The 17,236-nt window shown below is 56.9% G+C and carries 19 protein-coding genes; 2 read left to right on the top strand and 17 right to left on the bottom strand.

The features are described from left to right. Window positions 1-77: 77 nt before the first annotated feature. The 7 genes from AB4O35_RS06980 to AB4O35_RS06950 all read right to left on the bottom strand — a co-directional run bounded on the left by AB4O35_RS06980 (window position 78) and on the right by AB4O35_RS06950 (window position 5,750). Window positions 78-674 carry a hypothetical protein gene (locus tag AB4O35_RS06980; protein WP_065879709.1) on the bottom strand — a complete coding sequence of 199 codons (597 nt, stop codon included), beginning with the start codon at window positions 672-674 and terminating at the stop codon, window positions 78-80. Beyond that, on the bottom strand, window positions 671-1,243 hold the full coding sequence (locus AB4O35_RS06975; protein WP_049710661.1) for an RNA polymerase sigma factor: 573 nt from the start codon (window positions 1,241-1,243) through the stop codon (window positions 671-673). The genes AB4O35_RS06980 and AB4O35_RS06975 overlap by 4 nt, the downstream gene beginning before the upstream one ends. 152 nt (window positions 1,244-1,395) lie before the next feature. Beyond that, window positions 1,396-3,024 carry a vWA domain-containing protein gene (locus tag AB4O35_RS06970; protein WP_065879708.1) on the bottom strand — a complete coding sequence of 543 codons (1,629 nt, stop codon included), beginning with the start codon at window positions 3,022-3,024 and terminating at the stop codon, window positions 1,396-1,398. 385 nt (window positions 3,025-3,409) lie between these two features. After that, the gene (locus AB4O35_RS06965; RefSeq protein ID WP_049710663.1) at window positions 3,410-4,060 is read right to left on the bottom strand and encodes a DUF799 domain-containing protein; all 651 of its coding nucleotides are present in this window, start codon (window positions 4,058-4,060) and stop codon (window positions 3,410-3,412) included. After that, window positions 4,057-4,419: a DUF4810 domain-containing protein gene (locus AB4O35_RS06960; RefSeq protein ID WP_065872772.1), complete on the bottom strand. Its 363-nt coding sequence runs from the start codon at window positions 4,417-4,419 to the stop codon at window positions 4,057-4,059. Before AB4O35_RS06960 ends, AB4O35_RS06965 begins: the two co-directional genes overlap by 4 nt. Before the next feature lie 29 nt (window positions 4,420-4,448). Next, window positions 4,449-5,129, bottom strand: a complete 681-nt coding sequence (locus tag AB4O35_RS06955) for a CsgG/HfaB family protein (protein ID WP_065879707.1) — start codon at window positions 5,127-5,129, stop codon at window positions 4,449-4,451. A 39-nt stretch (window positions 5,130-5,168) separates the two neighbouring features. Then, a complete protein-coding gene (locus AB4O35_RS06950; protein ID WP_065872770.1) occupies window positions 5,169-5,750 on the bottom strand; it encodes a hypothetical protein in 582 nt (193 codons plus the stop codon). A 271-nt stretch (window positions 5,751-6,021) separates the two neighbouring features. Between AB4O35_RS06950 and AB4O35_RS06945 the strand changes: the two genes are divergently transcribed. Further along, a complete protein-coding gene (locus AB4O35_RS06945) occupies window positions 6,022-6,633 on the top strand; it encodes a hypothetical protein (RefSeq protein ID WP_065879705.1) in 612 nt (203 codons plus the stop codon). A 16-nt stretch (window positions 6,634-6,649) separates the two neighbouring features. After that, entirely contained in the window at window positions 6,650-7,237 is a 588-nt protein-coding gene (locus AB4O35_RS06940) for a hypothetical protein (protein WP_012721599.1), read from the top strand. Window positions 7,238-7,334: 97 nt separating this feature from the next. Here AB4O35_RS06940 and AB4O35_RS06935 read toward each other — a convergent pair whose 3' ends face one another. The 10 genes from AB4O35_RS06935 to AB4O35_RS06890 all read right to left on the bottom strand — a co-directional run bounded on the left by AB4O35_RS06935 (window position 7,335) and on the right by AB4O35_RS06890 (window position 17,071). Then, window positions 7,335-7,769, bottom strand: a complete 435-nt coding sequence (locus AB4O35_RS06935) for an RDD family protein (protein ID WP_065910748.1) — start codon at window positions 7,767-7,769, stop codon at window positions 7,335-7,337. 7 nt (window positions 7,770-7,776) lie between these two features. Continuing rightward, window positions 7,777-8,250, bottom strand: a complete 474-nt coding sequence (locus tag AB4O35_RS06930; protein ID WP_049710670.1) for an RDD family protein — start codon at window positions 8,248-8,250, stop codon at window positions 7,777-7,779. 32 nt (window positions 8,251-8,282) lie between these two features. Beyond that, window positions 8,283-8,699: a hypothetical protein gene (locus AB4O35_RS06925; RefSeq protein WP_083207085.1), complete on the bottom strand. Its 417-nt coding sequence runs from the start codon at window positions 8,697-8,699 to the stop codon at window positions 8,283-8,285. Next, window positions 8,696-9,484, bottom strand: coding sequence for a signal peptidase I (gene lepB / locus AB4O35_RS06920; RefSeq protein ID WP_065945625.1), 789 nt, complete (start codon window positions 9,482-9,484; stop codon window positions 8,696-8,698). Before lepB ends, AB4O35_RS06925 begins: the two co-directional genes overlap by 4 nt. Window positions 9,485-9,523: 39 nt before the next feature. Then, complete coding sequence (locus tag AB4O35_RS06915) at window positions 9,524-9,679, bottom strand: hypothetical protein (RefSeq protein ID WP_256530442.1); 156 nt, start codon at window positions 9,677-9,679, stop codon at window positions 9,524-9,526. 160 nt (window positions 9,680-9,839) lie between these two features. After that, on the bottom strand, window positions 9,840-10,310 hold the full coding sequence (locus tag AB4O35_RS06910) for a lytic transglycosylase (protein WP_065872764.1): 471 nt from the start codon (window positions 10,308-10,310) through the stop codon (window positions 9,840-9,842). A gap of 118 nt (window positions 10,311-10,428) precedes the next feature. Then, entirely contained in the window at window positions 10,429-11,247 is an 819-nt protein-coding gene (locus tag AB4O35_RS06905; protein WP_460149578.1) for a hypothetical protein, read from the bottom strand. A 118-nt stretch (window positions 11,248-11,365) separates the two neighbouring features. Further along, window positions 11,366-12,049 (bottom strand): transposase, encoded by a 684-nt coding sequence (locus tag AB4O35_RS06900; RefSeq protein WP_083207086.1) that lies wholly within the window; start codon window positions 12,047-12,049, stop codon window positions 11,366-11,368. 502 nt (window positions 12,050-12,551) lie between these two features. Beyond that, window positions 12,552-12,914, bottom strand: a complete 363-nt coding sequence (locus AB4O35_RS06895; protein ID WP_083207087.1) for a hypothetical protein — start codon at window positions 12,912-12,914, stop codon at window positions 12,552-12,554. After that, window positions 12,911-17,071 (bottom strand): hemagglutinin repeat-containing protein, encoded by a 4,161-nt coding sequence (locus tag AB4O35_RS06890; RefSeq protein WP_460149577.1) that lies wholly within the window; start codon window positions 17,069-17,071, stop codon window positions 12,911-12,913. Before AB4O35_RS06890 ends, AB4O35_RS06895 begins: the two co-directional genes overlap by 4 nt. Window positions 17,072-17,236 lie beyond the last annotated feature (165 nt).

Genomic DNA, 17,236 nt, shown 5'->3' with positions numbered 1-17,236 from the left:
CTGATCGCGCTCACAATGCGTTGCGTGAGGCCTCCGGTTCGCACTGACGCGACATCCGGAGGCTCACGGGCGATATTCTATTTAGGCGCCTGCAACGCCTCCAATCGTGCAGGCAAATCCTCCTGGGAAAATCGCTTGTACAAATCCAGCAACTTCTCGTCCGCCGCTCTGCTTTCTCCCACCTCACGCAGCCTCACAATCTCCCGCAACCCCTCCTCCAACGAAGGCAACACCACCGGTGCGCGCTTGCTGAGCTTGGCGCTCGACTCATCCGCCATCGAGCCCATGACTTGCGCGCTCTCGACCTGGGGCGCGACGGCCATTCGGGCCACTGGCGCAGGTGCGGACATTGCTGGCGGGGCCGGGCGTGGAGCTTCCTCATGAAGGGCGGAGAAGGTTGCCGTGGAAATTTCGGGTTGCGGTACGGGCGAGCGGGTCACTACGCCGATCATCAGCGCTAGCCCGGCCACGGTGGCAAACGCCATCTGCCAGCGCGGACGTTGGCACGCTCGTACCCAACGCTGCCACAGGCTTGGCTGCGGCGCCGGGGCTTCGCGGCGGGCGGTGGCGAGGATGAAGGCGTCGAGGGACGCCGGCGGTTCGCTGGTGCTGTGTTGACGGAAATGCTGGAGTAGCACGTCGTCAGGATCCGGGGTGTGTCGGGAGTCGGTCATGCGGGTATCTCCTCGGCCAGCAGGCGGCGCAGTTTCTGCTGGGCGTAACGCAGGCGGCTTTTTACGGTTTCCAGCGGGGCGCCGGTAAGGGCGGCGATTTGCGGCACTTCGAGGTCGCCGTGCAGGCGCAGCAGGAAGACCTCGCGCTGATCTTCGGGCAGGTCTTGCAGCGCGGCGTCAAGGCGCGCTTGGTCGCGGCTCAGGCTCAGTTGCTGCTCGGGGCCGGCGCTGTCGTCGGGCTGGGCGTGCAGTTGCTCATCGTAGCTGTCGTGCAGCGGGTTGTGGATGCCGTGCTTGCGCCAGTGGTCGATGAGCCGGTTGCGGGCAATCTGGAACAGCCATGTGCGAAAACTCGCCCGGCCTTGTGGCTGGGTGGCACTGCGGATCAGGCTGAGCCAGGTCTCCTGGTAGATTTCCTCGGCCAGTTCAGCCTTGTTGCTCAGGGACACGAGGAAACGGTACAGGCCTTGGCGGTGCCGCGCATACAAGGCTTCGAACGCGGCAGCGTCACCGGTTCGGTAGCGGGCCAGCAGCGATTCGTCGCTGGGTGAAGCATCTGGTACGGCCATGTAAGTGGCGAACTCCTTTCTGAAAGTCAAAGCCGATCTAAGTGTGGGAGCTGGCTTGCCTGCGATGGCATCAACTCGGTGTAACGGATGGACCGAGTCGCTTGCATCGCAGGCAAGCCAGCTCCCACATTGGGTCGTCGTTGCCTGTGCGATCAGTGCTTGAGGCCCTGCGCCAGCTCCACCAACTGCACAAACTCGCCGCGCAGCCCGAAGGGGTCATCGCCTCGGGCCGAGCGGGCCAGTGCGGCGGTGTCTTGCAGGCTCATGCTGCCAGTGTAGCGGCCATCGCCCTTGAGCTGTTGGGCGAACGCTGCCACGGCCGCCGCGAAGCGCAGGTCGTCGCTGGCCTTGGTGGATTCGTTGTTGATGGGCCGCTCGATCAACTGGCTTTCACCGCCCCCGGCGGGCTTATAGCGCACACGCAACATCGCCAGCTCACCGGACTTACCCTCGCCTGCAGGCGCAGCGGCATAACGCAAAGGCTCCAACCACCCCTTCTCGCCCTTCGGCACAATTTCGTACAGCGCAGTTACCGTGTGCCCTGCACCGATTTCACCGGCGTCGACTTTGTCGTTGTTAAAATCCTCACGCTTCAGGGCGCGGTTTTCATAGCCAAGCAGGCGATATTCGCTGACACGCGCCGGGTTGAACTCCACCTGCAACTTCACATCCCGCGCGACCACGGCCAGGGTCGAGCTGAGTTGGTCGACCAACACCTTGCGGGCTTCGCGCAGGTTGTCGATGTAGGCGTAGTTACCGTCGCCCGCGTCGGCCAGTTGCTCCATCAGGTGTTCGTTGTAGTTATCCACGCCAAAACCCAGGGTCGTGAGGGATACGCCGCTTTTGCGCTGCGACGCGGCCATCTGCTTAAGGCTGTCGAAGTCACTGATGCCCACGTTGAAGTCGCCGTCGGTGGCCAGCAGGATGCGGTTGATGCCCTTGTCGATAAAGCCTTCGCGGGCCATCTGGTAGGCCAGTTCGATGCCGGATGCACCGGCTGTGGAGCCACCCGCAGTCAGCTGGTCGATGGCATTGCGGATCTTCACCTTGTCGCGACCCGAGGTGGGCTTGAGCACCACGCGGGATTCACCGGCATAGACCACCAGCGAAACACGGTCCTGTTCACGCAACTGATCCACCAGCAATTTCAGGGTGCTTTTCACCAGCGGCAAACCTTCGCGGCGGTCCATGGAGCCAGACACGTCCACCAGGAACACCAGGTTGGCCGGCGCCAGTTGCGCTACCGCACGGTCAGAGGCTTTGATGCCGATACGCAGCAGTTGAGTGCGCGGGTTCCAGGGTGTGGCGGCTACTTCGGTGGTCACGCCAAAGGGTGAGCCATCGGTGGGCAGCGCATAACTGTAGGGGAAGTAATTGACCATTTCCTCCAGTCGCACAGCACCTTCGGGCGGCAGGCTGCCTTGGTTGAGGAATCGTCTTACGTTGGCGTAGCTGCCGGTGTCGACGTCAGCGCTGAAGGTGGACACGGGCGTTTCAGCCACACGATGCACTGGGTTATCCGGCAGGTTTTCGTACTGTTCGCGGGGCTCGCTGCGGTACTCCATCACAGCCGACTCCTGCATACGCATGGGTGCAGGCATCGCCATGCGCTTGACCATCGCGCCTTGAGCCGGCGCGCTTTGCAGCTCAGCGACGGGTGCGGGCTCGACAGGTGTCGACACATCACTGGACGTAGACAGCCCACAACCGGCCAGCGCCACCAGCAAGGTAACGGCAAAGCCCTGGGCAGCAGGACGCAGGAAGAGCAGAGGACGGGACATGGGCTGAACCTCGTGAATGAATGATCCGTTCACAAGGTCAGACGCAAGGTGTGGGGGGTTCGGGTTAAATCTCGAATAACGGCTCAATCATTGTGGGAGCGGGCTTGCCTGCGATGGCCATGGGAATCTACACCTCTTCAATGTGAGAGTGCGTAGCAGCTGTCGAGCCTTGGCGAGGCTGCGTCAGCGGTGTGTCAGACAGACCGCAAACGCAGCCTCGCCAAGGCTCGACAGCTGCTACGCCGGGGATCGCTCAAGATGTGTAGATACCTATGCTGCGATGGCGGCGATACATTCAGCGTTGGTATTGCCTGACAGTCCGCTATCGCGAGCAAGCCCGCTCCCACATGTTGATCCTCGGTGATTTCAGAACCAGGCTATTACCTCAGTCCGTACCGTACTTCGGGTTACGCGGACCGTACAGGATCCCCGCACGCTGCCCCGGCGACAGCAGGCGCGCGCTGGTGATACCGGCAATCGGGTGCGCCGCATCGGTGGAGCTGTTGATCACTTGCTTGACCGCCGCCGTGATCAGCATGCCGACCAGGCCACCGCCGTTGTTGTTGCCTTCCTCGCTGGACGCATGCGCCGAGCCGGTCCACAGGGTGGTGCCGGTGCGCAGGTCGACCAGTTTGGCCGAGGCCGTCACGGAGGTGTCGCTGGAGATCAGCATGTACTTGGTGCCGTAATTGGTAACGGTGATGTACAGCGCCGCGTCCGCACCAAAGATGTCATGCAGCTTGGCCGGTGCCACGCCTTGGATATCGTTGGCGGTGGTCAGGCCGTTCTGGCGGAAGGTTTCGTCCACCAGGGCGATCGGCAACACGTAGTAACCGGCTTCGGCCAGCGGGTAGGTCACTTGCGAAACCAGGCTGTAGGACGCCTGCACTTCCGGCGATTCATTGATCGGCGGCAGTACCAGGATCGACTTGGGTCGCGCCTGTTTGTACGCCGTGTAATCAATCGTCTTGGGTGCCGCGCAACCGCCGAGCAAAGCCAGGGCCAGCAGGGCGCCAGTGAGTTTTAACAGGCTCATTTAGTGGCAACTCCGGTCTTGGCGTTTTTCAGCAGGAAATCCATGTAGGCGGCGGACTCAGGGAACAGCGCCTTCTCGGTGCGGAACTCCTGCACCATCTGGTCATCCTTGCCCATGCTCAGGTACAGCATGCCCAAGTGGGCGTGGTAACCCGGCGGGGCCTTGCGGCCGCTGGCGTTGATCTTTTGCAGATCCCGCTCCAATGCCTCGACCTGCGCTTCCTTGGGCTCGCCCTTGAAGTACTCGTAAACCTGCGGCTGGTAGCTTTCCCATTGATACAGGGGCTGGGGCGCCGTCTGGCACCCAGCAACCGCTGCAACTGCTGTCAGCATCAGCGCCAACTTAACTGCCTTGCTCATCCTTGTACTGCTCCTTGAGGTGCTGCTGATCAGTTGCGTGGGTTCCAGGCGCCGGCGTTGATGCCGTCGACGAGGCGGTTGATGGCTTCGCGCATGGCCAGGTCGAGGACCTTGCCATTGAGGGTGGAGTCGTAGCTGGCGGTGCCGCCAAAGCCGATGACTTCACGGTTGGACAGCGCGTATTCACCGGCGCCCTGGGTGGAATACACCACTTCGGAGGTGCTGATGTTGACGATATTCAACGCGACTTTGGCGTAAGCCACTTGTGTCTTGCCACGGCCAAGAATGCCGAACAGCTGGCGGTCGCCGGTTTCCTTGCGGCCGAACTCGGTCACGTCGCCGGTCACCACGTAATCAGCGCCCTTGAGCTTCTGCGCGGTGCCTTTGATCGCGGCTTCCTGGGAGATTTCGCCCATGTTGTCGCGGTCCAGCACGCTGAAGCGGTTAGTCTGCTGCAGGTGGGTGATCAGGATGGTCTTGGCCTGGCCACCGAGGCGGTCGACACCGTCGGAGAAGATGCCGCGCATGTAGCTGGAGCGGTTGTCGAACTTGCCCACGGCAATCGGTACACGCACGCCGGAATAGGCGACGTTGGCGCTGGCGACTTGTTCCACCGGCAGCGCGCGGTTGCTCTCGGTGGCGCAACCGGCCACGGTCAGCAGCGCTGCGGCGGTGAGGCCGGACAGCAGGATTTTGGACAGTGAGTTCACAGGGTGCTCCTAAGTGGGGAAATCCAAAGCGATTAGCCGCTATCGAGAAGGGATATCTTGCAGGTCGTCGACAATGTATTGGCTCAGCCCACCAGTGAAATGTCGCTCGACACTGGCGTTACCGGTATTGGTGATGATGCCGCCGATGGTCTTCCATTGCTGCACCTGGCCAACCCAGTTGTTGGGCACCAGGCCTGGCCGGTCGTGGGCAAAGCGCAGCACTTGGGCGCCGGCTTTCTTGACCTTGACCTTGTAGCCGAAATCGATGCTTTGCAGGATGGTGCCGTCGTCGATGACTAAATTGGACAGCCCGCCGTTGGTGTCGATGATATGGCGCACGTAGACGATATCCACGTCCAGCAAATAATCGGCGGTTTCCTTGCTGGTGGCGTAGCGCTTGGCGTTGAGCAGGCGGTTGACCAAGTCGACGCCGAGCTCCTGGCGAACCTTGTCGTCTGGCATGAAATGTTTGCTTTTGCCTCCCACTTCAACGTCGAAGGTGTCGACCCAGTAGGTAGCCGTCTTGGGAATAGTGACCGGCGCCGGGGAGATGTAATACGCCGGCTTGGAGGCACAGCCCACCATAAGGCAGGCCGCGAGGAATACGGCAAACAGGCGCATGTCTGAATTCGTCCCTGAAAAGTATCGTGCTTTAAACAATCGCGGCATTTTACGGAGTTGAAAGCCGTTCTCAAGTTGTTTTGACGCCCAAGCTGCGCCGTTTTACTGGCGCTTACGCCCAAGTCCGCGGCGAAATGCCCTAAGGCATTGTCAGCAAAACAAAAACAATGATGGCTATTAGCCTGCACCGATCAAATAAAAAATGCATGCTCAAGTTATGCCCGTGAAGGACGAGACAGTGGCTTGGTTCGTTCATTTATAGGGATATTGCGTGTTGAAAATCCTCTTCCGGGCGGCGGCGCTCGTCGCCGCGTTATCCATGACCGGCTGTGTGTCGTACACCGTCACTGGCCCCATCGGCGCCCCGCTCCATCCGGCATCCAGCAGTAGCTCGCGCAGTGCGCAAGTCGCCGATGTGACGGTGAATGCTGCCGACGTCAACGAGGCCAACAAGACGGCCATCAGCCGCTCGCTGACGGCCCAGATCAACCAGTACGTGCGCACGGCGGGTTATTTCAAGCAGGTCACCGAGTATCCGGTACGCCTGGGCGAGCACGACGTCACGCTCAAATTCAACATGACCTCCCTCAAAGGCCATCGCGCGCCGCACCCTGCGTATGTGCCGGGCGCGCTGCTGACGCTGACGATCTGGATCTGGGTCAACGGCCCGATCTACGTGGACAGCTTTGACGTAGCGGGCGACCTGGTCATCGTCGACCGCAACGGCCATGAACTGGCTTCGGCGAAAGAGTCGATCAAGTTCGAACACAACGTCGGGCTTTACAGCGGCCAGTATTGGGCGCCCTCGATGGGTGGCCAGCAGCTGACCAAACTGGTCGCGCAATTGCTCGACACCGCTACCGCCAAACTGGCGAAACCGTAAATCTCAGGAGCAACACATGAAAGGATTGATCAAACACTGCCTGGTCCTCGCGGCGGTCTTGCTGACCGGTTGCGTTTCTTACTCGCAGCACGAACTGCCAGCAGTGCAAACCTGGCCACCAACCGCGAACGCACCGGCACAAAAGCCGACGGCGTACGTGCGCACCACGGCGCAAAACCACGTCAACGGTGGCCCGGGCAACGCGGCAGTAGGTGCCCCGGTGGTGCTGTGGGAAAAGGCTGTGGCCGACACCTTCCAGCAGTCCAACCGCTTTTCGCGAGTAAGCACCGACAAGGTTGACTCGGACCTCTATGTGGATGCCACCCTGCACAACAATGAAGAATACAGCCCGGTGTCAGCGTTTATTACCGGCTTCACGTTCTGCATCATCCCCACCACTGCGAAGAACATTTTTACCCTCGAAACGGTGTTCAAAGACAAGGACGGCAAAGAGTTGGGCCGGGTCAAAAAGAGTGAGTCGGTGCGCACATGGGTGCATCTGGTGCTGATCGTAGGCCTGCCTTTCCAGACCGACACACGGGAAGTGGTCGAGGCGTTGACGCGCAGTACGCTGGATGAGGCGGTGCAGCGCAAGTTACTGTAAGGCCTGTACGTCGGCGGATATCCAGCTGACGCACCTCAATAAAAATGTGGGAGCTGCGAACCGCCGCTCCCACATTGTTACAGCCATGCCGCCCTGCTCAAGTGTTGATCACAATCGTCTTGGCCAACATATCGCCCAATCGACGGCGCAACCCGAACAGCACAAAAAGCCCGTCCAGCATACTGAACAGCAGCTTCGGAAAATTACGCAGAAACGATTGAAACAGCGTGCAGTTCATTGGATACGGGTAACCCACCACCGCCGTGCGGCACACCCGCTTACCCAGGCTCTGGCCTTTGGGCAAGGCATCGCAAAACAGAAAGTACCCGAAGGCTAAAAACATCAGCACATAGCGGATGCCATCGAAAAACAGCGGGCCCACCACCGAGCGCAAAGACAGATACGCGTAGTCCAGGTTGCGGATCAAAAACAGCAGGAAAAACACCACGGCCATATCGATGACATAACCGAGCAGCCGCCTGAACGGGCTGGCGAGGTTCCAGATTTCTGCCGCCGATGCTGAATCGTTCATAACGCGCTTATCCCCTGCCTTTGTCATAAATATCCGCCAGGCTGCGAACGCTCGTCAGGTTACCGGTCTGGATCACGATGGTCTTGGCGAACATGTCGCCAAGGCGTGTCCTGGATTCCATGAGGATCCACACCCAATCGATGACCACCAGTGCACCGGAGTTACGCGTGAACGACTGGGAAACGCTGCAACCCTTGAGGGTCTTGCGGTCCACCGTGGCAATGCTCAGCAGGCGCTTGCCCAGGCTCTGGCCGTTGGGGAGTGCATCGGCCAGCAGGAAGTAGGCAAAGCCCGCAAAAAACGCGCAAAGGAAACCAGCCTTGGGCGTCACCCCTGGGACATAGGCAGACAACGCCCCGGCGACGAATTTGACGATGAAAAAGATCAGCACCGCGATGGCGCAGTCGATGATGCGTGCGGCCAGGCGACGGCCGATGCTGGCCAGGATTGTGGGGCGTTTAGGGGTGTTATTTGCGTCCATACAGGATTACTCCAACTTCAAAGTGATTGCGTCTATTCCGGGCGGGTGCAATTGCGCTCCCAGCCTTTTTCAATCGTGCCGCCGTACTTTTCACAGGACGCCCTTTCCAACAGAGCGTCCAGGGAATCGCGCCCAGGCTCAAGCCACAACAGGCCGAGCAAGTAGGCCGCCGCGGCCGCGAGCACCAGTATCGCAGCCATCCGAGTCAGCATGAATCGAAGCGTTGCTGCAGTTGTGCGCGACCGCTCAAACACGAACGCGAACAACAGCCCAATGCCGCACCACACGAAGCCTGCGACTGCCACGCCCAACGGCGCCGAACCAGGATCGAGGTAGGCCCAGGCCAGCATGAATACCGTGGCGCTGGCGAACATCACCAACAGGCACAGCCACTGGGCAACCCGACACCCGATGCTGAAAAAGCGCGCCAAGCGCATTTGAGCATTCACGGGAACGTCGTCCCGACGCGTGCCCGCTCTTTGGAAAACCAGATACCGGTGACCTTACCGACCACCTCGTCAACGGCCACCTGCCCCATAAAGCGGCTGTCATTGCTGTTGTTGCGGTTGTCACCCAGCAGGTAGACGTGCCCTGGCTCGACCTTGAGCGGAGCCAACTCCATCGACGCCGGCCCATTCACACGGTCTGCCGGCGCATGAAACAGGCCGAGGTTTTCACCGTTGCGGATCAGTTCGCCGTTGACGATGGCCAACGTATCTCCCCCAACACCCGCCACGCGCTTGATCGCCTCAGTGCCGTTCCAGCGATACACCACGATATCGCCGACCTTCGGCGCACCGGCCTTGAGGTCGGCCACAATGTAGTCGCCCACGGACACCGTCGGCGCCATCGAACCGGTCGGAATGTAGTAGTTCTTGAACCCCATCAGCGGCCCCCGCAGGACCTCCAACAGAATGAACGTGATCACGATCAACACGCCGACGTATAGCGCGTGGAACCGTTTGCGCGGCACGCCCGCCGGGCCCGTGTAACGGCGGGCCAACACGGCCGATACGATTGCCGAGCTGAGCTTGACCGCGATAATCCAGCCGAACAACACGTACAGCCCGATGGGCGAGGCGCTCAGACCGAACGCGCCGAGCAGCACCACACCGCCGTACAACAGCGCGGCAACCCAAATGGCCCACTTGATACGGCCCACGTAGACAAGCCCCCAGCCGGCCACCAGGCAGGACATCAGGAAAGCTTGTAGGGAGAGTTTTACGGGTTTCATTGATCATCCTTAATAATGCAAGTACGCGCGTTGCGCATATTACTGTGCGGCGCGCCAATCCACGTAACCCTTGACCGCCGCTAACTGGTTCAAAATGAAGCTGGAAAAATCTTCGAACAAAACTGTTGCCCCATCCAGTTCAGGATCAATTTCTACGATTGACCAATCGTTCTCTGCATCGAATGCATAAAGCACACGGCTCCCACTGCCAGTGGAAATAGGGGTCAGACCACTGGAAATAGGGGTCAGACCACCATTAACGTTAAATTTATATGGATTTCGCTAAAAACGTGGCCCGACCCCGATCCCTCCACATTAAATAAATCCGTCACGTTTACTTCCTAAATCACCCCCCTCACCGATTAATATTTATTACACCTGAATAATCACCAAATTTCGGTGCAACTTCGTAGTTCCCTGCCGGTTCAAAGGTTGATTGAGCATCTTCAACCGTATAGGGAATCATCCTCTCACGCCTAACGACAAGACCACCCTGCCGTCCAAATATATAAGTTGTTCCAAAAGCGACCTTGCCCCCCTCGAATTCACGGTGGGTGGCCATCGAGAGAAAAAGTTGGCTTTCGTCTAAGTAGTGAAATTGATAGGTCAGATACTCATGGCCTTTATCGTCAAGAAAACCGACGCCAACCATACCCTTATCTATCAACATTTCAACAAAACAAGAAGGCGTTGATTCCGACCCAATTAGAGCGGTATATGACTTACCTGCCTGATGCTCGGCCCGTGCCGTGGACTCATTCATTGGTTCTATCGCGCATTTTTTTGCACGGAACCAGGATTTGCTATAAAAGACTGGCATGACCATTAATAGGTATTCCCTTTGGTATATCTGATGGCAGCATTAAAGGGGCAGATTTATTAAACAGCTTGTAAATAAATCAGTCACCTTTATCCGATCCCTTAACCCCGATTCCCCTTCACTTTTAATATGCCCCAGCATTCAAATCCGCAATGGACAACCAGTAAGCAACAACCGCGTCAAACGCCTTATCATCGGCGCGCTCCTGCAACGCAACCAGTGCCTGCCGTGCATCGCCGATGGACCAGCCAGTGGAGTTCAGAGTCAGCCATGCGCAGTCAAGGCGTCCCGCTTGCATAAAATCCTCGAACAACGGCTTTTTCTCGCGCTCAGGATCAAACCAAGTGGGCAGTTCCACGCCGTTCGGCACTGGGATGTGCTGGTCGACAACTTCAAAATAGCAACTGCTTTCCCACCAATTAGGGATTGGGTCGAACGGGTTCGGAAAGTTTCCGGTATAACGCTTTGCACCGTCAGAAATACTGGCCAGTGGCGTCAACGTCTTGAACGGTTCAACGTTGGCGAAGCCTTTGGAGTCGTCGCCAGTTTTCAACGACTGCGCATCCAATGCTTCCAGGCAATCAAGCCCCACCGCCTTGGCGAACTGCTCAAGTTCGGGCGTGACACCCTCCTCAAGACTCATCGACATCATTGCGAGCACGCCCATCAGTTGCGCAGGCGTGCGGGCGATCTCTACGGTCATTCGGTCGATGCCAACATACATTTTTACGAAGGTGGGTTCACGATCAACAAACCAGTGCTTCCAGTACCCAATATAGGTAGGCCAAGATCCGTCACTCCATATCGGGATCAACGCAGGTGGAAACCCATACCACTCGGCAGGGGCTCGCAGTGTGCAGATGGGCGTGCCGATGCTTCCATCGGCGCATGCCACCAGCGCGTCGTGTAACCCCAGGGCTTCTAATGCCGTTTTAACGTTCATGCCTTCACCGTTTTGGCGCCAGAGGCGTCGACCACTCGGGGATGTCCAGAAATAGGGGCCAGACCACCAATATACATTGGGGGGAAATAGGGGTCAGAACACAATTGACATTTGAAAGTCATCTCTTTGGTCGGCCAGCGAATCCTCTAACGGTTCTCTTACCCAAAGCTTGTGCTATCTGCGACGCAAACTTTCCCGTTCCGAATACGTAATTTCCATTTGTAGCATCTCTGATTTGGTCGATTACTTCTTGCTGAAGCTCATCCTTGAAAAGACGACGATACGCCTCAGCCCTCTGATCGACATTACTACCCAATTCTTTATAACAATCATGAGGCGTTATAAGTGCTGAAGTTTCCAGCTCTGCATTTGCTCGGTAGCTCGTCCAACGATACTCAGCGGGATGATCCACCATTCCCGCTCTGACGGGATTCATTTCTATGTAACGATAACAGGCCATCAAATAGCTTTCGTGTTGCACCAAACAAGAACGATAACGACCTTCCCACAGAGTTCCTGTTCGTTGATAAGTACGATTTATATTTTGGACATAACGCTGACCAAGTCCTTTCATTAACGAACAAGCACTTAGAGCGGTAGTTGGAGTCAGTAACAAATGCACGTGATTCGTCATGAGACACCACGCGTGAATTTTGCAGCCATGCGTTTCCGACAAGAGCTTTAAGAGGTGGATATAAAAAATATAATCATCTTCTGAATAGAAGCAAACCGAACGATTATTTCCGCGCTGTATGATGTGCAGCGGAAGACCTGGTACCAACAACCGAGGACGACGAGCCATAACAAACCCCTGATTTCTGAAAGAGATCAGCTTAGTCGTCTGCAACAAAAACAAAGGAAGATAATGATTTCAAAAAATAAATCAAATTTTTAAAGAGCATAATTTTTAGGAAAATAGGGGTCAGACCACCAATATACGTTTTAGCAGTAATCGTGGTCTGACCCCTATTTTCCAGTGACTGGCGTATAGGCGGTTGTAAACTCCATCATTAATTCCCACCCTATTTTTCTCCTGAAACAAAATCCGGACATGGTACTTTTGGCATATTGTCGTAGGCCTTCAACACTGCCTGCAAAGGTATCAGAATTAAAGGGGACAGATTTATTAATAGCCTACCGATCAGCGTCACATTTAAATAAATCCGCCCCCTTTATCCCTGCGTAATGATTCCATACACCTGACCCACCTTCCCACATGCACCCCACATTACAGGGGAAAGATTTATTTAATAGCTTACCGCCAAACGAAAAACTTAAACAATCCTCCTTTATCTTTACACAAACTAACTCATACTATAATAACTATAAAGATCCGAATCCGGCCAAAACTCATCATATGCGGTCAATAGACTTCGAAGGGCCTCACTACGAGGATCTTCTGAAGGGTTCATTTTTGAAATTACAAATTCTTTTATTTCAGGCCACTGCAACTCACGCATGCAAAATGCCACAGCTTCAAATGGCGAGTTCCTAGATGTTAAAATCAGTTTAAATCTATCTATAAACCACTCTCTATAGTCCGGATGTTTTTTTACAAATTCTAAAATATTTAACAATGACATCTCATAGGAAATTTCCAGCTCTTCACTAAAAGCGGCCATAGCTACATCACAAAGAATATCAAACTGTTCAATAATGTCATTCATTTTGGCACCCAAGCACCTTTTCTTGGATTACCAGGATCTGGCACCCAGACTTTCTCTATGTATTTACCAGTCACATCAAGTCCTTTTTGAGAGAACGCATTTTCTGCTGCGATCTGTGCAGCGCGACCGGAAGGTTCATAATGCCCAGAAGTGTTATCTATATATTTAACTTCCCCGCGCACAATTTTCACCTCGCCAGCTGCAATAACGGGTTTACTATTCGCAAGGTCAATGTGACCTCCACCTACCTCATTAAACTTTCGCCCGATTACTAAGTTACCATCTTCAAGAACAACATAGTTATATGTTCCTATACCTTTAGTCAACTTTGTATCTGCGATAAGTGTTGGAACAGCTGTTGGATGATCTGGGAATTGATTTAGAAAATTAGGCGTCGCTTGACTTTCTACCGAACCTGCCGGCGTTTTCACTCCTTTGGCAAAATCTGGACCGCCTGGTAGAACATTCCTTTCAATCGGAATACCCATCTCCGAGTCCGCCTGCCCCCAAAACATTCCCTCGTTTTTAGCAACCGCACCTTTAGCAGAGCCTGCAACCGACTGCCCCTTAAACACGCTCGGCAACCCAGCAGCCGAAGCGTTCAAAAGCCCAAGGAAAATGTTTTGGGCGCCGTCGCCCGAATCACCCTTGTAGGTCTGCACCCCACCATAAGTAGCCTGCAATATGCCACTTTCAGCCGTCACCAACCGTATCGCCAAGCCCATGCCCCCGCCCAGCACATACAAAGCCGGCGTACCGATTGCAGCTTCTCCTTCGTAGTTCTGTCCGATGCGCAATGTCTTTTGCGCTTCGCGGTAAAGCTGTTCGTTTTCGCTAGGAGAGCGGTTCATCTGCGCCAACAAGTCGCCGGGATAGAGCCGTTCCAGCGAAGCGTCTTTATTGGAACTGCCAGCCGCGTATGCCACATCGTTGCTTTGCCGCAGAGGACCGGGCCGCATCAGCGCGTAGATGCGACGATCAGCCTCACCCTGACCATACGCCGCAACAAGTGCGTTTTCGTAATCCGCGAGGTAGGCCTGTGCTGCGACTTTATCGGCAGCCGACATCGAGTCTGGGTTGCGGCGCAGGCGCTCAACCAGGGCATTTGAAATCTGATCTCGCTGATCGAGCGCGATAAGCGTCTTTGCGTCCTCGAGGGTGTACTTGTTGCGCTTGAACGAGTCGCGGGCCTTTTGAAGCAAAGACTCGTTGGCTGGACTCAAAAGGTTATTTTCAACCGCGTTCTTACCGACTTGTGCCGCTGCGACCGCATCCAGCGCGCCCTTGCCGGTAAGCGACCCGGAAAGACCACCTGCCAAGGTTGCGAGGCTGGAGATTGTCTGCTTTTGCCCTTCGGACAGTTTTTCATTACTGACATCGCCATACAGGCTTTCCTTGATCAGACGCGCGGTTTCCTCCGCCGCAACAGCACCGGCTGCGCCAGCAAGTGCTGAGTTACCGCCAGCCTTGGCGAGCACAGCACCCAGTACCGCATGGGCCATCAGATTGGCTGTGGGGTCGCCCTTGGTCCTGTCCCTGATTGTTTCTGCCAGATACGGCGCCGCCGCTCCCGCCAACGCGCCCCCGACGCTACCGCCCATGGCCGCTTGCACCACAGCCGTCACCGCCTGGCTGGCTTTCTGGAAGCTGCTGCCGACGCCGTAATCCTGTTGGGCACGAAAGCTGATTTGCTCCGGTGTCGGGTTAGCGACACCGTCATCAATCAGCTTCTGCCGCGTGGCTTTGCTGACGTCGCTGTTGGGGTCGTTTGCTGCCTTGATTCTGGCCTCGGCAATCGCGTCGCCAATGCCCTTGGTCAGCTCCATCGAGCTTTTGACCAGGTCCATGCGCTCTTGCATGGCCTTTTCATCGGGCTTGTCGAGGCGTTGGTTGGCGTTGGCCGTGTCACGGTTCAAACCGACGAGATCGCTAGCGCCCGCAGGGTTGCGCACTATGATCGTGCCTTCGCTTACCGCACTGCGCGTGTAGCTGTGATCCGAGTCGTTTAGTGCCATGCCATACAAGGGACCTGGCTTGAGTGTTCCCACCTCTCCACCGTAAGAACCGGAGACGCTCACGCCCGCCGACTGGCTCTTGATATCGCTCTTGTTCTTGATATCGCTGACCAGCAAGCGATCCGTGCTGAGGCGGTTCTTGTCAGCGCTGGCTTCACTGGCAATCACCGCGCCTTGCAAGGTGGTGGTCTTGCCGACATTGATGTCGTAGCCGTCTTTACCGGCAAAGAAGCCGCTCTGGTCGGTCACCGCCTGGTAGTCGCTGTTCATTTTCGACGCCGCCAGGTTCGCGGACGCAGAAACGGTGGAGCCTAGGCAGAACGGAGGAATGCAAATGCTCGCGCCAAAACCGGCGCTGTTCTGCTTGCTCTTGGACGTTTCGGAGTCCTGGCGCGACAGGATGTTGAGGTTGCCGCCGATGTCGGCATCAATGCGATCAGCACGCACCTGGGCCCCGGCCAGTGTGGTGTCCTGCCCGCTGCGCAGTACCAGCGAGCCGGTATCCAGGGTGGTATTGACCTGGGTTACGGAGCTACCCGAACCCAGGTTTTTGGCGATTTGCGCACCGAGGTCGAGGGTGAAACCGGTTTGCTCGCCGATGTTGAAGCTGACGCCGATGGCGGTTCGATTGCGCGAGCCGTCATTTTTGCGGTCGGTGGTGTTCTGCGCGCTTTGCAGCAGGATGTTGTTTTTCGCCGACAGCAGGGTGTTGCCCGCTTTCAATGAACTGCCGGTGATCAACAGATCTCCTGCGGTACCCGGCGCATCGCCCGCCGCAACAATCGACAGGTTTTCACCGGCATTGAGGCTGCTCTGGTGGGCGGTCTGCGCCGCATACTCGTTGCTGCTTTTGGTGCGGGTGTTGGCCAGTTCGGTGCCAATCTTGATCATTGAGCCGGAGGAACTACCGCTGGTGTCGTCATTGCCGTTGATTTTATTAGCAAGGTCGCCCATCTGATTATTGAGGTTGTAGGCCGCCAACGCCGCCTGGGCGATCTTCACTGCCTTGAGGCGCGGGTCGTCGGCACTGCGCGACGCCTTGGCTGCATCGCGCATGCTGGTGGCGGTGTCGACGACCATGCCACCCACTACACGCCCAACCGCCAAACTTTTTGAACTGTCCTGACTGGTCTGACTCGCAGTCTCCATCCCCGAAGTAACGGTGACATCAGCCCCGCTCAACTCCATGTTCTTGGTGCTCACCAAATCACTGGCCACCACCTTCAACTCACGCCCCGCCGTCAGCGACACGTTGCCCGCGCTAGAGCCAATCGTGCTGCCGGTCAAGGTCATTTCATTGGCTGTGCCGTTGTGTTTGGAGCTGTTGATGTACAGCTTCTGGTTGCCGGTCATGTCGTCCAGACCGAGCTTGTTGCCGGTCAACACGCCGGTGAGGTCGCGGTTCTTCTCCTTGTGCATGTCGGTGCGGGCGAAGGTGTTTTGCGCCGCGTCGATGGTCAGGTCGCAGCCGGCTTGCACGGCGAGGTCGCCGGTGCTGACCAGGTTGGAACCGGTGACCGTGGCGTCGCGCTTGGCGGCGACGGTGACGGTTTCGCCGGAGACCATGCTGCCCAGGGCGGTGGTGCGTTTTTCGTCGACTTTGTCTTGGACTTTGCTCGACTTGAGGCCGCCCCAGCTGCTTTTGCTTTCCTTGCGTTCGTGGCGGGCGCTGTCTGAGTTGCTGACGGCGAGAATGCTCACATCCTGGCCCGCGACCAATTGCGTCGCACCTTTTTCGGCAGTGACTGAGCTGCCCGCCAGCAGCAAGTTTTCACCGGCCACGACGGTGCTGTTTTTGCCAGCGCTGACGAGGCTGCCGACGTTGTTCACGGCGTCGGTTTCATCGAGGCGGAATTTCTTGCCCTGGGAAGTTTTCTTGGTCTTGCTGTAGAAGCTGTAGTCCTGGTTTGCAGCAGCCTTGAGCTCGAGGTTTTTGCCGGAGACCAGGTACGCTTCGTTGCCGGCATTGACCTGGCTGGCGACCAATTGCAGGTTCTGCCCGGCGCTCAGGGTGGCGTCGCCGCCGGCCTTGATCACGCTGGAGACTTGCTGCACGTGGTCTTCGATGCTTTTGATCTTTTTCGAGTTGTAGGTCGAGTGCTGTTCGTTGGCTGCCGCGATGGCGTTGAGGGTGGCGATCACGTGCAGGTTGCAGCCGGCTTGCAGAATGACGTGTTGGCTTTTTGATGCCTTGCGCGTTTTTACGCTGAGGACTTATAGTCCGCCGGTCGCCCACATGGCGATTCAGGTTTGGCGACCTGACGGTAGAGAATGCGCAAGCTGGGAGCTTTTTTGCAGCCACTTGCG

It is taken from the genome of Pseudomonas sp. H1_A03 (assembly GCF_054685145.1).
Note: the sequence above shows the minus strand (reverse complement) of the source record. Positions and strands in the feature narration are given on the sequence as shown.

What these genes read in the sequence shown, in the direction of transcription:
- AB4O35_RS06980 (WP_065879709.1), bottom strand. Translation starts at nt 674, where the DNA reads ATGACCGACTCCCGACACACCCCGGATCCTGACGACGTGCTACTCCAG.
- AB4O35_RS06975 (WP_049710661.1), bottom strand. Translation starts at nt 1,243, where the DNA reads ATGGCCGTACCAGATGCTTCACCCAGCGACGAATCGCTGCTGGCCCGC.
- AB4O35_RS06970 (WP_065879708.1), bottom strand. Translation starts at nt 3,024, where the DNA reads ATGTCCCGTCCTCTGCTCTTCCTGCGTCCTGCTGCCCAGGGCTTTGCC.
- AB4O35_RS06965 (WP_049710663.1), bottom strand. Translation starts at nt 4,060, where the DNA reads ATGAGCCTGTTAAAACTCACTGGCGCCCTGCTGGCCCTGGCTTTGCTC.
- AB4O35_RS06960 (WP_065872772.1), bottom strand. Translation starts at nt 4,419, where the DNA reads ATGAGCAAGGCAGTTAAGTTGGCGCTGATGCTGACAGCAGTTGCAGCG.
- AB4O35_RS06950 (WP_065872770.1), bottom strand. Translation starts at nt 5,750, where the DNA reads ATGCGCCTGTTTGCCGTATTCCTCGCGGCCTGCCTTATGGTGGGCTGT.
- AB4O35_RS06940 (WP_012721599.1), top strand. Translation starts at nt 6,650, where the DNA reads ATGAAAGGATTGATCAAACACTGCCTGGTCCTCGCGGCGGTCTTGCTG.
- AB4O35_RS06935 (WP_065910748.1), bottom strand. Translation starts at nt 7,769, where the DNA reads ATGAACGATTCAGCATCGGCGGCAGAAATCTGGAACCTCGCCAGCCCG.
- AB4O35_RS06930 (WP_049710670.1), bottom strand. Translation starts at nt 8,250, where the DNA reads ATGGACGCAAATAACACCCCTAAACGCCCCACAATCCTGGCCAGCATC.
- lepB (WP_065945625.1), bottom strand. Translation starts at nt 9,484, where the DNA reads ATGAAACCCGTAAAACTCTCCCTACAAGCTTTCCTGATGTCCTGCCTG.
- AB4O35_RS06910 (WP_065872764.1), bottom strand. Translation starts at nt 10,310, where the DNA reads ATGGTCATGCCAGTCTTTTATAGCAAATCCTGGTTCCGTGCAAAAAAA.
- AB4O35_RS06905 (WP_460149578.1), bottom strand. Translation starts at nt 11,247, where the DNA reads ATGAACGTTAAAACGGCATTAGAAGCCCTGGGGTTACACGACGCGCTG.
- AB4O35_RS06900 (WP_083207086.1), bottom strand. Translation starts at nt 12,049, where the DNA reads ATGGCTCGTCGTCCTCGGTTGTTGGTACCAGGTCTTCCGCTGCACATC.
- AB4O35_RS06895 (WP_083207087.1), bottom strand. Translation starts at nt 12,914, where the DNA reads ATGAATGACATTATTGAACAGTTTGATATTCTTTGTGATGTAGCTATG.